Raw genomic sequence first — 13,582 nt, 5'->3', positions numbered from 1 at the left:
TCCGGATCAGTTGCCGCGGATGGTTTTCAGCTCGGCCAGAATGCCGTCGACAACGTCGGCGCCGATCTGGGCCTTGTGCTTTTCATAAACGACCATGGACTTCTCGCGGATGCGGGTCTGCTCTTCCGGCGAAAGCTGGTTCACTTCCAGACCTGCGGCCTTGATCTTTTCCAGCGACTTCTTGTTGAGGTCGGCAATGACCTGACGCTCAACATCACGGCCAACGACCGCACATTCACGCAGGGCCGTCTGTTCTTCCGGTGTGTAGGTGTTGAAGATCGCCTTGGAGAAGAGGAAGAGGAACGGTGTGTAGGCGTGGTTCGTCTCGGTGATGTATTTCTGCACTTCGAAGAACTTCGACGTGTCGATCGTCACATAGGGGTTTTCCTGCGCGTCGATTGCCTTGGTTTCCAGCGCCGAATAAACTTCACCGAAGGCCATCGGTGTGGCATTGGCGCCGAGGTTCTGGAACGTGTCGAGGAAGATGTTGTTCTGCATGACGCGGACCTTGAGGCCCGAGAAATCTTCCCACTTGGTCACCGGATGCTGCGAGTTCGACAGGTTGCGGAAGCCGTTTTCCCAATAGGCGAGATTGACTAGGCCTGCCGCATCGAGCTTCTCGTTCATCGAGTCACCGAACTTGCCGTCGAGAACCTTGTAGGCCTCTTCAGGGGTGGCGAAGAGGAAGGGAAGGTCGAAGACGCCGAGCGCCGGAATGATGCCGACCAGCGGCGAGGACGAGGTGACGACGGCTTCCTGGACGCCGGAACGCAGCGCCTGGGTTGCCTGAAGGTCGCCGCCGAGCGCGCCGCCCCAGAATGCGGTCAGCTTCAGCTTGCCGCCCGACTTCTCGTCAAGGCATTCCTGCATGGCCTTGATACCGTTGCCGACCGGGTGATCGGCGTTGATACCGTTCGACACGCGGATATTGCGGCTGTTGAATTCGGCAAAGGCCGGAGCCGATCCCGTAATCGCCATCGCCAGTGCGGTGGTTGCGAAAAGAAGTTTCTTCATGGTTAGTCCTCCCAGTTGGACGTTAAATTGAAGGAGTGAAATACCTGTCGGTCAACGCAACCATTGCGCCGGCACGGTCACGATTTCGGGAAACGCGACGAGCAGAAGCAAAAGCAGTGTTTGAGCCAGCAAGAAGGGGCCGACACCGGCCGTCACCTTGCCCAGCGGAATCCTCCCGACCCCGCTGACGACGTTGAGCACGACGCCAACCGGCGGCGTGATGAGACCGATGCAATTGTTCATGATGAACATCACACCGAAATAGACCGGATCGATGCCCGCCTGCTTGATGATCGGCATCAGGACAGGCGTCAGGATCAGGATGGTCGGCGTCAGGTCGAGCGCCGTGCCGACGATCAGCACAAGGATCATGATGGCCAGCATCAGGAGCTTCGGACGATCGATCAGCGGTTCGATATAACCGGTGATTTCCGCCGGAATGTTGGCCGCGGTGATCAGCCAGGCCGAAACCAGTGCCGCGCAGACGAGGAACATGATGACGGCGGTCGTTTTTGCTGCGCGCAGAAAGACATGCGCCAGCTCGGACGGTTTCAGTTCGCGGTAGATGAACATACCGACGAAGAGCGCGTAGACTGCTGCAACGACTGCGGCTTCCGTCGGTGTCACGACACCGGCCTTGATGCCGCCGAGGATGATGACCGGCATGCCGAGCGCCCAGAGCGCGCGACCGGTGGCGTTGAGACGCTCCTTGCCGGATGCTTTCGGCAGCGGCTGGATATTGTCCTTCCGAACAACGATCAGCCAGGTGATGATCAGCGAAATACCCATCAGCAGGCCCGGTACGATACCGGCCATGAAAAGCTGTGTGATCGAGACATTGGCCGCCACGCCGAAGACGATGAAGGCCATGGAAGGCGGGATGACCGGGGCGATGATGCCGCCGGCGGCGATCAGGCCACCCGAACGCGGGATGTTGTAACCGGCCTTGGCCATCATCGGGATCAGGATCGCGGCCAAGGCTGCGGTATCGGCGGCGGCCGAACCGGAGATCGACGCCATGATGACGGCGGCGACGATCGCCACGATGCCGAGGCCGCCACGGATATGGCCGACCAGTGCGATGGCGAAATCGATGATGCGCTTCGACAGGCCGCCGGAATTCATCAACTCGCCGGCGAGGATGAAGAAGGGGATGGCAAGCAGGGTGAAGGTGTCGGCACCCGCGATCATGTTCTGGGCGATGATCTGCGAATTGAACATGCCCATGTACCACATGAGAATGACACCGCAGAACATCAGCGAGAAGGCGACGGGTACACCGATCGCCATGGCTCCGAGCAGGGAACCGACGAATACGAAAAGGGTCATGTCAGGTACGCTCCGCCATCTGCTCGATCGTCATGTTTTCGCCGGCAAAGGCCGAGATCTCTTCCTCGGTGACGCGGCCGGTCAGAAGACGAATGATCCGTTCGATTGCGATCAGGACGCAACCTGCGCCGGTGAAGAAGCCGATGCCATAGACCCAGGCCATGGAAATGCCGGTGACAGGCGCCGCCATGCTGGAATTGATCGGCAGCTGGACCCAGGTGCCCCAGAAGAAGATGGCGGAACACAGGATGATCGTCAGGTTGGACAGGATCATACAGATGATACGGCCCTTGCGGCCGAACATTGCCACCAGCGTCTCGACGCCAAGGTGACCGTGTTCGCGGAAGGCGACGACGGCGCCGATGAAGGTCAGCCAGACGAAGAAGTAGCGCGACATCTCGTCGGAGATGTTGAGGCCCGAATTGAAGCCGTAACGCAGCACGACATTGCCGAACACCATCAGGGCCATACCCGCCAGAAGCAGGATCAGCAGGATCTCAAGGAACTTGTAGAATAGGTCGATAATCTTTTGCATTTGCTCCTCCCTGATGCCCTTACAAAAGACCGCGCGTGGCCAGATTTTTCATCAGCGCGGTTATCCCGAATGTCCATTCGGGGCAGGTGTCGCTATGGTCCACCCTGTTCACCAACCGCCCGAGTTTGGGGCTGGAAATCTCGACGATGTCGCCGATCTCGTGGGTGAAGCCAAGGCCCTTGCCGCGGCGGTCCTTGACCGGGGCAAACATGGTGCCGAGGAAGAACAGCGCGCCATCGGGATATTGATGGTTGCGGTTCAAAAGCTGTGACGTCAGATTTTCCGGCGTACGGCTGATCGCCTTCAGCGGGCTGACACCGGTCATCTCGAAACCGTCCTCGCCCTTGACCGACAGGCTGATTTCGGCCGACTTGACGTCGTCGATGGTGAATTTGCCATCGAACAGGCGGATAAACGGGCCGATCGAACAGGAGGCGTTGTTGTCCTTCGCCTTGCTCAAGAGCAGCGCCGAACGGCCTTCGAAATCGCGCAGGTTTACGTCGTTGCCGAGCGTCGCGCCGATGATCTCACCCTTGGAGGTGATGGCGAGCACGACTTCCGGCTCAGGATTGTTCCAGTCCGATTTCGGATGGATGCCGACATCGGCACCGCAGCCGACCGACGACATGGGCTGGGCCTTGGTGAAGATTTCCGCATCCGGGCCGATGCCGACTTCCAGATATTGCGACCAGAGGCCCATATCCTGCAGCAGGCGCTTCACTTCGGCGGCCTTTTCCGAGCCTGCAACGAGGCCCTTGAGGTTGTCGCCGAGAACCGGGGCGAGGCGGCCGCGGATTTCCTGGGCGCGCAACGGGTCGCCCTTGGCCTGTTCCTCGATCACCCGCTCCAGCATGCTGTCTGCGAAAGTGACGCCGGCTGCCTTGATCGCCTGCAGGTCGGCAGGCGCCAGAAGCTCTCCGGCCTTGCCGCTCAGGAAGTCATCAAGGCTTCCGAGATCAGCAAAAGACGAGGGGTTGGACAGTTTTCCAACGAGACCGTCAATCTCCAGCAGCGCAGACAGGGTCGGCGCCAGAGACGAGACGTCCAGAAGATGTCCGTTCGAGAATAGCACCGGGCAAGGGCCAGCGGCGGCGTTCGACCATACGCGACCGACCAGAAGCGCGCTCGACGCATCCTCCGGCAAGACGATATGCGAAGACAGGGCATGCTGATATGCCAAAGAAATCCTCCCATGTTCAGGAAAAGGCCTCCACCTTTCCCGGCATTGTCAGATGTCTGACAACGTTAGAAGTGTTTTAGTGTGACTTTTGCGTTTTGTCTAGAACTGCAGGTTAACATGCGGGTGGAAAAGCACTCCGGCTTTTCGTCAGCTCATTGCCAATTCGAGATTCAGGCGACGTGCCGCGCCGTTGAGATGGCGCTTCATCGCGGTCTTGGCCGCAGCCGGTTCGCCCGTTGCGATCGCATCGCGGATGGCGACATGCTCGGCGATGGTCACCTCCACGATCTCCTCCAAGATCGCAGCGGCGCGGGCGGCGTTGATCGCCACATGCGTCCGCTCGGTTATGAAGCCGACGAATTGCTGGAAATATTCGTTATGGGTGGCGGCGGCCACTGCGCGGTGGAATGCGAGATCGGCGACAACGCCCTGTTCGCCCCATTTTTCCGCGCCGGTCATCTGCGCCAGGATCTCGTCGAGCCTGGCGAGATCTTCGCGAGAATGGTGGAGGGCAGCGAGGCCTGCGGCTTCGGTTTCCAGCGCAAAGCGCACCTGGAACAGGTCGCGGAATGCTTCCTTGTCTTCCGGCGGTCCTGTTTCGATGCGGAGCGACTGACGCTGCGCCAGTTCGGTGGCGAATGCGCCGACGCCCTGGCGGGTTTCCACCAGTCCTTCATTGCGCAGATGGGCGATCGCCTCACGCACGACCGAACGGCTGACGCCAAACGTCTGGGCCAGAATATGTTCGGTCGGCAGTTTCTGGCCGGGAGCGATGCTGCCATCGGAGATTTCCCGGCCGATCTCGGCGGCAATGCGGGTCGGCAGGTGCTCGCTTCGTCTGATCTGGGTGAAATCGGCCATGGCGGATCTGCTCCTTGTGATGGCTAGCGAATATCCGTGCCAAGGTCGATTTGGCAATGGGGGTTGAGCAGAAGGTCAGGATCGATCGCCTTCTTGATGGCGACGAGCAGGCTGCGCTTGGTGTCCGACAAGCGCTCCTCGAAATCGTCCCGCTTCAGGCGGCCGATGCCGTGTTCGGCGCTGATGCTGCCGTTGTATTTATCGACCACGACATTGACGACCTTCTTGGCCTTGTAGATTTTCTCGTGGCGTTCCTCGATGGTCGAGCCGTTCGGCGGCAGGACGTTCAAATGCACGTTGCCGTCGCCGACATGGCCGTAGGAGACACTGATACAATCGGGCAGGGCTTGCGCCACCGCCGCTTCCGCATCCACCACGAAGGCGGCAAGCTGCGACAGTGATACCGAGATATCGGTGCGCATATGGGCGCCGCGCTTGGCCTGGCCCTCGTTCATGCCTTCACGGATGAGCCAGAGATTGCGGGCCTGCGCCTGAGATGTGGCAATCGTGCCATCGACCACCAGTTCGTCGCCCATCACGGCTTCAAGGAAACGGTGCATCAGGTCGTCGATATCGACGAGGCCGGAGCCGGAAATCTCCATCAGCACATAGGCGGGATAATCGCCCGATAGCGGGATCGGCAGGTCGGGCATCGCTTCCTTGGCCAGCGTGAAGGCGAGCGGCGGCATGAATTCGAAGGCCGACATCAGGTCGCAGCAGTCGCGTCTTGCGCGGCGATAGAGTGTGATCGCGTCGTCGAGCGAATTCAGCGCCAGAAGGGCGGTCGCGACATTGTCGGGATAAGGTGTCAGCTTGACCGAGACGGCGGTGATGATGCCGAGCGTGCCTTCCGCGCCGATGAAAAGCTGTTTCAGGTCCAGCCCGCGATTGTCCTTGCGCAGGGTCGACAGGCCGTCGAAAACGCTGCCATCGGGGAGGACGACTTCGAGGCCGAGCACGAGTTCGCGGGTCATGCCGCAGCGCAGCACGTTGATGCCGCCGGCATTGGTCGAAACATTGCCGCCGATGCGGCAGCTGCCCTGCGCACCGAGTGCGAGCGGGAAGAACATGCCCTTTTCGGCGATCGCATCCTTCAGTTCGGCCAGCACGCATCCGGCCTCGACCACGGCGGAAAAATCGTCGCTGTCGATGTTGCGGATCCTGTTCATGCGCTCCAGCGTCAGCACGACCTGACGTTCCGGCTCATCCGGTATCCCGCCGAGAACCAGACCGGTATTGCCACCCTGCGGTACGATTTTTAGGCCGAGATCGCGGCAGGCCTTGACGGCTGCCTGCACATCCTGGGTAGAGCGCGGGCGGATGACGGCAACAGCAGCACTGGTCACGTCGCCGTGCCAGTCGCGGCAATATTGCAGCATGTCTTCGGAATTGGTCAGGACAAGGTCTTCGCCCAGAATTGCGCATAGCGAAAGACGCTGCTCGGCGAGCGAGCCCGAAATGTCCGTCATGTAGTCTCTCCTCCCCAGGAGTGCCCGGATGTGCTCCGGCAGTCCAAAGCCTCACGTCAGTTTTCGCCGGCGGCTTTTTTGCCTGATGACGAACTCTTCTATTTCCAAACAGACCATACAGGGTTATCAGACAACCTTACAAGAGGAAATTCGTGGGGCATCCACGGGTGTATGGGAGGAATCATGCATATTCTTGTTATCGGTGCTGCCGGCATGGTCGGTCGCAAGCTCACCCAGCGTCTCGTTTCGGAAGGGGCGCTGCATGGCAAGCCGGTCGATGCGCTGACGTTGGTCGATGTCATCGAGCCGGAAAAGCCTGCCGGTTTTGCCGGCAAGGTCACGACATTGGCTTCGGATTTCAGCCTGCCCGGCGAGGCGGAAAAGCTGATCGCCACGCGTCCGGATGTGATTTTCCATCTGGCGGCCATCGTTTCGGGCGAAGCCGAACTGGACTTCGACAAGGGTTATCGCATCAATCTCGATGGCACCCGCTATCTGTTCGATGCGATCCGGCTGGAAAACCAGAAGGACGGTTATTTCCCGCGTGTCGTCTTCACCTCGTCGATCGCGGTCGTCGGTGCGCCCTTGCCCTATCCGATCCCCGATGATTTCCATCTGACGCCGCTCACCAGCTACGGCACGCAGAAGGCGATGAGCGAGCTTCTGCTTGCCGATTACAGCCGGCGCGGTTTCTTCGACGGTATCGGCATCCGCCTGCCGACGGTCTGCATCCGCCCCGGCAAGCCGAACAAGGCAGCCTCCGGCTTCTTCTCCGGCATCTTGCGCGAGCCGCTTGTCGGACAGGAGGCGGTTCTGCCCGTCTCGGAGGATGTCCGTCATTGGCATACATCTCCGCGCTCGGCCGTCGGCTTCCTCATTCATGGCGCCGGTCTCGACCTGTCGAAACTCGGCTGGCGTCGCAGCCTTTCCATGCCGGGTGTCAGTGCGACGGTCGGCGAGCAGATCGAGGCGCTGCGCCGGGTGGCCGGTGAAGACGCGGTGAAGCTGATCCGTCGCCAGCCGGACGAGATGATCATGAAGATGGTTGCCGGCTGGGCTCCGGGCTTTGAAGCCAAGCGCGCCACCGAACTCGGCTTCACGTCCGAAAAGAACTTTGATCAGATCATCCAGGTGCATATCGAGGATGAACTGGGAGGCAAGCTATGAGTGGCGAGGCACCCAAGAGGAATATCGCCTTTCTCGGGCTCGGCCTGATGGGCCTGCCGATGGCGCGGCGGCTTGCTCGCGCCGGTTATCCGCTCAAGGTCTGGAACCGCGATACGGCGAAGGCGAAGCCGCTCGAAGCCGAGGGTGCGGTGATCGCTGCATCTGCGACAGATGCGGTGCGCGATGCCGATATCGTCTTCACCATGATGACGAATGGCGATGTCGTCGGCTCGGTGCTGTTCGATGGCGGCGTGGCGGAGGCGATGAAAAAGGGTGCGGTTCTGATCGATACCAGCTCGATCGCGCCTTCGATCGCCCGAGATCATTCCGCGAAGCTTGCCGCCATCGGGATCAAACATCTCGATACTCCGGTGTCCGGTGGTGTGGTCGGTGCCGATGCCGGCACGCTCGCAATCATGGCCGGTGGCGATGCTGACCTCGTTGCAGATCTTGCCGATGTCTTTGCCGTTCTCGGTCGCGTCACGCATGTGGGGCCGAGCGGGGCAGGGCAGGTGTGCAAGCTCGCTAATCAGCAAATCGTGGCCGTCACGATCGGTGCCGTTGCCGAAGCGATGATCCTCGTCCAGGCCGGCGGTGCATCGCGCGAGGCGTTCCGCAATGCGATCCGCGGCGGCTTTGCCGAGAGCCGCATTCTGGAACTGCATGGCGCGCGTATGGTGGAGCGGAATTTCGAGCCTGGCGGTTCGTCGAACAACCAGCTGAAGGACCTGAAGACGGTCATGGCGCTTGCCCAGGAGCTTTCGCTGCAACTGCCGCTGACGCAGACGGTGACGGGCGAATTCTCCGATTTCGTTTTCGAGGGTGGCGGAGAAAAGGATCACAGCGGCCTTCTGCTGCATTTCGAAAACATCAATCCGAAGGGCTGATTCTCTCTGCTGGCGGCGGCATATGGCAAAATCGATCCGGCCGAAGGCGCGTCTGACGCGGCTTCGGCTTTTTCATGCCCCAACGGCATAGGCCTGCGGGGTCTGTTTCGAAAAATAATCGTGTTCAAGAAAGCCTGCATAAGCCTCGATCAAGGCTGAAGGTTCAGGTTTCGCGCATCGCTTTCGCGGCCCAAATCCAACCGAGTTCGTTACCGCATCTTAAGGCTTGGGCAGGTCGCGTTAACCATTTGTTAACCATCTCAGCGGTAGAGATCGGGCAACGATTTATTAACGTAGATGACCAAAGTGCTAACAGACGCTCGCTCCATTCGCATCAAGGGCCGTTCGTTCCTGGCGGTCGTTCTTTCACCGGATCTTCCGCTGGATCAATGGCTTGTCCGCCTGGACGACCTTGCATCCCGCTCGGCCGGCTTCTTTCTCGACCGTCCCGTCGTGCTCGACGTGTCCGAGCTTTCGATCAAGAAGGCCGAGCTGAAGCAGCTGATCGACGATCTTGCCGAACGCAAGGTCCGGATCATGGGCATCGAGGGCGCGCGTCCGTCGCAGCTTACCCCCGAAATGCCACCGGCGATGAAGGGCGGCAAGCCTGCCGCGGATGTCGAGGTGACGGCGCGCGAATCGGATCCCGAGGCTGAGGCCGAATCGGAAGCCGTTGAGCAGACGCCTATCAAACAGGTGGAAGCGCAGCAGATCCGGGCGATCACGCAGTCGCTCGTCATCGACGAACCGGTCCGTTCGGGCCAGTCGATCATCTTTCCGGAAGGTGACATCACCATCGTGGGCTCGGTTGCCTCCGGTGCGGAAGTCATCGCCGGCGGTTCGATCCATATCTACGGCACGCTGCGCGGCCGGGCGATGGCCGGATCGATCGGAAATACCAATGCGCGCATCTTCTGCCGTCGCCTCGAGGCCGAGCTGATCGCCATCGACGGCATCTACAAGATGGCGGAAGACATGGATTCGAGCCTTCGCGGGCACGCCGTGCAACTGTCGCTCGAGGGCGACACGATTATGGCAGACATACTTTTCTGAGCCGGCACAAGGTTCAACACAGGAGATCAGGATGGGGAAAGTCATCGTAGTCACGTCCGGCAAGGGCGGGGTCGGCAAGACGACATCAAGTGCCGCACTGGGTGCAGCGCTGGCACAGCGCAACGAAAAGGTCGCTGTCGTCGATTTCGATGTGGGCTTGCGCAATCTCGACCTCGTCATGGGTGCCGAGCGCCGCGTGGTCTATGACATCGTTAACGTCATCAATGGCGACGCCAAGCTGCCGCAGGCGCTGATCCGCGACAAGCGTCTCGACACGCTGTTCCTGCTGCCGGCCTCCCAGACGCGCGACAAGGATGCGCTGACGGAAGAGGGCGTCGAGCGCGTCATCGCCGAGCTGAAGAAATATTTCGACTGGGTCATCTGCGACAGCCCGGCCGGCATCGAGAAAGGCGCAACGCTTGCCATGCGCCATGCGGATGTCGCCGTCGTCGTCACCAATCCGGAAGTCTCCTCGGTACGCGACAGCGACCGCATCATCGGCATGCTGGATTCCAAGACGCTGAAGGCCGAAAACGGCGAGCGGATGGAAAAGCATCTTCTGCTCACCCGCTACGACAGCAATCGTGCGGAACGCGGCGACATGCTGAAGGTCGATGACGTTCTGGAAATCCTCTCCATCCCGCTTCTCGGCATCGTTCCAGAAAGCATGGATGTGCTGAAGGCCTCGAACGTCGGTGCTCCGGTGACGCTTGCCGATACGCGCAGCGCGCCTGCCCAGGCCTATTTCGAAGCCGCCCGCCGTCTGGCCGGCGAAGCGATCCCCGTTACTATTCCGGGCGAAAAGCGCGGGATCTTCGGTAAACTGTTCGGAAGGAAGGCCGCATGAGCATACTGCGTCTTTTCACCCGCTCGCGATCCGCGCCTGCTGCGCGCGAACGCCTGCAGGTTCTGCTTGCCCACGAGCGCGCATCCGCCGGCTCTGATCTGACCGCCATCCTGCGCGAGGAAATCCTCGCCGTGATCGCCAAGCATGTCGAGCTCGATGCCGACCGCGTCAAGGTGAAGGTCGATCGCGACGAGAATGTCTCGATCCTCGAGATCGATGTCGAGATCCCGCTGGATGCCGCACGGGCAGCCTGAACCTCCCAAGACTTAAAATGAAAACGGCCCGGGCTTCTGCCACGGGCCGTTTTCATTTGACCGCTGAAAAAACACTTCGCGGCAACAAAGCCCCTGACGCTCCTCATTCCTGTGCTTGTCACAGGAATCCAGCCACGGCGCGTCTGCGCCGTGAAAAGACTCTTTCCGCCCAAAGACTTGGGCTGCTGGATCCCTGTGACAAGCACAGGGATGAGGGAGGGTTTGGTAGCCGGCCTTGGCCAAAGCTAACGCCAAGCTCTATCGGCAACCTAAAAACGACGGGAGCTTCTGGTCGAGCCCGTTCTCTTTGAAGTTTCAAACCGCGATCGGTCGATGCCTGTATCTTTGCTGCGGAAGCTGGGGCACAGGTCGCCGCAAAGTCAGCTTTCCGGCGGCATAAAACATCAGGAACGAGCCGATCTGATAGGGGAAGATCACGTCGATCTCGACGAAGGAGCGCATCAGCAACAAAAGGCTGACGGCGAAGAGAGTGATGGATGCTGGATCGTTGCGGCGGTTCAGCATGGCGCCCAGATGGCCGAAAACGTTTCTCAGCAGAACGAAAACGAGCAGCGCCAGACCGACCAGACCGTTTTCCACCGCCACCTCGATATAGGTGTTGTGGAAGTGAAAGCCCGAGCGGGTGGCGATGAAGAACTCGTCCCAGAGCTGTTCCGGCTTGGCAAACCCCTGAACCCAGAAACCCTGATAGCCCATGCCAAGGACGGGGTTGAGGTGGGCTGCCTCTATGCCCTGCTGCCACAGATAAGTCCGGCCCGTCAGTGTCGAATCCTTGCCGAACAGGCCGAGGATCGCATCGACTGCGCCCATCTGCAGGCCTGCCACGACGACGGCCGAGCCGATGACGATGATGCCGACAAAGAGAAGTTTTCTGCTGCCGGGAGAGAGAAGGCCGAAGGGCAGATAGGCGATACAGGCGGCGATCAGACCTGCCGTGGTGATGACGGACGTGGCCGATTGGGAGGCCATGAGGCAGTAAGCGCACAGAAGTGCCGCCGCACCCGCACCGACCAGCCAGATATCCCGGCGGCGGAAGACGATGGCGTAGAGGACCGAAAAGACCAGGCCGAGCGAAGCGTAAAGCCCGAGCTGGTTCTTCGATGAAAACGAGCCGACGAAACTGTAGCTGCCATCCATCGCGTCATAGCTGTAGGAGCCGAAGGCGATCGAATAGAGCATGACAACGACCGTGCCGACGATCGAACCGCGCGTCAGCGTCAGCACGCTGATCGTGCGCATGGCGATCAGGGCGCAGATCAGGTGGGTCAGGAACTGGATCGCGGTGCGCAGCGAGACGCCGGGCGCCGGCGACCAGAAAGCCGAGAGGAAACAGAGAAGCGGGAAGGCAAGGATCCAGAGATACCGGAAATAATTGCCCAGGACCCGCTTGTAATCGACCAGTATGAGAGGGAACCACAGCGCGTAATAGGCAAGGATCGACACCTGACCGAAACGGCTGGAATAGGCGAAGACGAAGAAGGATAGCGCCACTGCCGCTATCCCATAGACCTGGTTCCTGTCAGGGTCGACCAACATCGACCGAGCGATCTTCATTCGCCACCTATCACTGCATCAGAAGGTCTGATGATACCTTGATCACGTCACCGGGGCGCAGCATGGCGTTCTCGTCGACGGTGATCTGCTTCGGGCCATCGCCGCTATCGCGGACGATGACGTATTTGATCGTCGCGTCCTTGTTGGACGGATCGAATTTCAGGGCTTCGGCCGATTGCGCCAGGGCTTCCTGCATCAGCTCGCGGCTGGTCGACAGTTCGAGGCCGAGCTTTTCGAGCTGGGCTTCGGTATCCTGCAGTTCTTGAGCGCGCTGGGCATCCCAGTCGTTGCGCAGGTTGATCTCGTCCTGATTGGCCTTGTTGATATCCTGCTTGGCGCGAAGTGCTGCGGTATCGGTATCCAGCATGTTGGATTCGAGATCGGCTGCACGCTCTTCCGCCGAAAGGCGGCGGCTGGATGTGGCAAGGCCCTGTTCGCTGAGCTTGGCCATGCGGTCGCGGTCGTCGTTATAGAGCGCGAGCTGGCGCTGCTGCGTCACCGATTTCTGGCCCAAGGACTGCACTTCGGTATCGAGCAGGGTTTTCAGGTCTGCAAGCGCCTTCAACTGCAGTTCGTAACGCTCGCGCCGGGACTTCATCAGCGAGGCTTCGCTTGCCATCAGTTCCTTGGCGTTGGGTACATCCTTCAGTTCCGCCGGCATCACCAATTCCTTGGCGTTGTCGATTTCCGCCAAAAGGCGTGCCTTGCGGGCAATCAAACGGCCGCGTTCGGAATCGCTGACCTGCGCATCACCGCGTGCCCGGATGAAATCTCGGGCAAAACGCTGGCCGGCGTCGGAGCGCTTGAGGCCACCGGCGAGGCTGACGGCTTTCAAGACGGTCAGATTAGGGGAATAGGGATATTCGCCCGGCTTATCGACATCGCCGGCCAAGAAGAGCGGCCGGAACTCGGCGATTTCAACCGAAGCGGAGGGAAGATTGCGCAGGGCGAATTCGCTCTGCAACCTCTCGCCGATCGCTTTGCCCACCTCTGCCGTCGTCTTGCCGGCGGCGTCGAGATCGCCGATGAAGGGAAGCGAAAGCGCGCCGGAGGGGCCGACCGCATAATCACCGCTCACGGCATCCCAGTTGCGGACGCTGCCATCTGCCGGCTGCCATTCCGCAACGCGAATGCGCAGCTTGTCCATCACGCCGAGGCGATAGGCGCCTTCCTGGCTCTTCGCGCTGACCGCTGCCGTCGCTTGCGCGGGCTTGCTGGTCTTTGGCGCGGACTGGGCCGCAGACGGTGCCTGAGATTGAGCTTGGGGCTTCGTTGTCTGGGACTGGGGTGTCTGGGATTGAGGCTGGGCAGAAGTCTGCGCGCCTGCGGATGTGGTCAGCGACAAAACAACTGTTCCCGCCGCCATTGCCAGCGTCGGGAAGCGTCGCGCAAAGACCATTCGGATACCCAT

The 13,582-nt window shown here is 60.4% G+C and carries 13 protein-coding genes; 5 read left to right on the top strand and 8 right to left on the bottom strand.

Translation table 11 applies throughout. From position 1 onward, the window contains the following. Positions 1-6: 6 nt before the first annotated feature. From JNB91_RS03785 to JNB91_RS03760, 6 genes are all read right to left on the bottom strand, one after another. Complete coding sequence (locus tag JNB91_RS03785) at positions 7-1,014, bottom strand: TRAP transporter substrate-binding protein (protein WP_220324178.1); 1,008 nt, start codon at positions 1,012-1,014, stop codon at positions 7-9. Between the two features lie 51 nt (positions 1,015-1,065). Further along, positions 1,066-2,343, bottom strand: a complete 1,278-nt coding sequence (locus tag JNB91_RS03780) for a TRAP transporter large permease (protein ID WP_220324177.1) — start codon at positions 2,341-2,343, stop codon at positions 1,066-1,068. A 1-nt stretch (position 2,344) separates the two neighbouring features. After that, on the bottom strand, positions 2,345-2,878 hold the full coding sequence (locus JNB91_RS03775) for a TRAP transporter small permease (protein WP_220324176.1): 534 nt from the start codon (positions 2,876-2,878) through the stop codon (positions 2,345-2,347). Between the two features lie 19 nt (positions 2,879-2,897). Next, positions 2,898-4,058: a fumarylacetoacetate hydrolase family protein gene (locus tag JNB91_RS03770; RefSeq protein ID WP_220324175.1), complete on the bottom strand. Its 1,161-nt coding sequence runs from the start codon at positions 4,056-4,058 to the stop codon at positions 2,898-2,900. A gap of 147 nt (positions 4,059-4,205) precedes the next feature. Then, positions 4,206-4,919, bottom strand: a complete 714-nt coding sequence (locus JNB91_RS03765) for a FadR/GntR family transcriptional regulator (protein WP_220324174.1) — start codon at positions 4,917-4,919, stop codon at positions 4,206-4,208. Between the two features lie 23 nt (positions 4,920-4,942). Further along, complete coding sequence (locus JNB91_RS03760; RefSeq protein WP_220324173.1) at positions 4,943-6,388, bottom strand: FAD-binding oxidoreductase; 1,446 nt, start codon at positions 6,386-6,388, stop codon at positions 4,943-4,945. 183 nt (positions 6,389-6,571) lie between these two features. Here JNB91_RS03760 and denD point away from each other — a divergent pair, with 183 nt between their 5' ends. The 5 genes from denD (at position 6,572) to minE (ending at position 10,596) form a co-directional block, all read left to right on the top strand. Beyond that, entirely contained in the window at positions 6,572-7,555 is a 984-nt protein-coding gene (gene denD / locus JNB91_RS03755) for a D-erythronate dehydrogenase (protein ID WP_220324172.1), read from the top strand. Then, positions 7,552-8,442 carry an NAD(P)-dependent oxidoreductase gene (locus JNB91_RS03750; RefSeq protein ID WP_220324171.1) on the top strand — a complete coding sequence of 297 codons (891 nt, stop codon included), beginning with the start codon at positions 7,552-7,554 and terminating at the stop codon, positions 8,440-8,442. Before denD ends, JNB91_RS03750 begins: the two co-directional genes overlap by 4 nt. Before the next feature lie 297 nt (positions 8,443-8,739). After that, positions 8,740-9,495, top strand: a complete 756-nt coding sequence (gene minC, locus JNB91_RS03745; protein WP_220324170.1) for a septum site-determining protein MinC — start codon at positions 8,740-8,742, stop codon at positions 9,493-9,495. Positions 9,496-9,526: 31 nt separating this feature from the next. Continuing rightward, positions 9,527-10,342, top strand: coding sequence for a septum site-determining protein MinD (minD, locus tag JNB91_RS03740; RefSeq protein ID WP_220324169.1), 816 nt, complete (start codon positions 9,527-9,529; stop codon positions 10,340-10,342). Continuing rightward, positions 10,339-10,596 (top strand): cell division topological specificity factor MinE, encoded by a 258-nt coding sequence (minE, locus tag JNB91_RS03735; RefSeq protein WP_220324168.1) that lies wholly within the window; start codon positions 10,339-10,341, stop codon positions 10,594-10,596. The genes minD and minE overlap by 4 nt, the downstream gene beginning before the upstream one ends. A 315-nt stretch (positions 10,597-10,911) precedes the next feature. On the opposite strand, the gene JNB91_RS03730 is transcribed toward minE, so the two are convergent. Further along, entirely contained in the window at positions 10,912-12,171 is a 1,260-nt protein-coding gene (locus tag JNB91_RS03730; protein ID WP_220324167.1) for an O-antigen ligase family protein, read from the bottom strand. A gap of 10 nt (positions 12,172-12,181) precedes the next feature. Further along, positions 12,182-13,582 (bottom strand): polysaccharide biosynthesis/export family protein, encoded by a 1,401-nt coding sequence (locus tag JNB91_RS03725; RefSeq protein ID WP_223218038.1) that lies wholly within the window; start codon positions 13,580-13,582, stop codon positions 12,182-12,184.

This window comes from Aliirhizobium wenxiniae, assembly GCF_019511445.1.
GTDB lineage: Bacteria > Pseudomonadota > Alphaproteobacteria > Rhizobiales > Rhizobiaceae > Neorhizobium > Neorhizobium wenxiniae_A.
The sequence above is the reverse complement of the archived record's forward strand: the minus strand, read 5'-3'. Positions and strand labels throughout refer to the sequence as shown.

Coding starts and splice junctions, on each gene's coding strand:
- JNB91_RS03785 (WP_220324178.1), bottom strand. CDS start 1,014: ATGAAGAAACTTCTTTTCGCAACCACCGCACTGGCGATGGCGATTACG.
- JNB91_RS03780 (WP_220324177.1), bottom strand. CDS start 2,343: ATGACCCTTTTCGTATTCGTCGGTTCCCTGCTCGGAGCCATGGCGATC.
- JNB91_RS03775 (WP_220324176.1), bottom strand. CDS start 2,878: ATGCAAAAGATTATCGACCTATTCTACAAGTTCCTTGAGATCCTGCTG.
- JNB91_RS03765 (WP_220324174.1), bottom strand. CDS start 4,919: ATGGCCGATTTCACCCAGATCAGACGAAGCGAGCACCTGCCGACCCGC.
- JNB91_RS03760 (WP_220324173.1), bottom strand. CDS start 6,388: ATGACGGACATTTCGGGCTCGCTCGCCGAGCAGCGTCTTTCGCTATGC.
- denD (WP_220324172.1), top strand. CDS start 6,572: ATGCATATTCTTGTTATCGGTGCTGCCGGCATGGTCGGTCGCAAGCTC.
- JNB91_RS03750 (WP_220324171.1), top strand. CDS start 7,552: ATGAGTGGCGAGGCACCCAAGAGGAATATCGCCTTTCTCGGGCTCGGC.
- minC (WP_220324170.1), top strand. CDS start 8,740: ATGACCAAAGTGCTAACAGACGCTCGCTCCATTCGCATCAAGGGCCGT.
- minD (WP_220324169.1), top strand. CDS start 9,527: ATGGGGAAAGTCATCGTAGTCACGTCCGGCAAGGGCGGGGTCGGCAAG.
- minE (WP_220324168.1), top strand. CDS start 10,339: ATGAGCATACTGCGTCTTTTCACCCGCTCGCGATCCGCGCCTGCTGCG.
- JNB91_RS03730 (WP_220324167.1), bottom strand. CDS start 12,171: ATGAAGATCGCTCGGTCGATGTTGGTCGACCCTGACAGGAACCAGGTC.
- JNB91_RS03725 (WP_223218038.1), bottom strand. CDS start 13,582: ATGGGTATCCGAATGGTCTTTGCGCGACGCTTCCCGACGCTGGCAATG.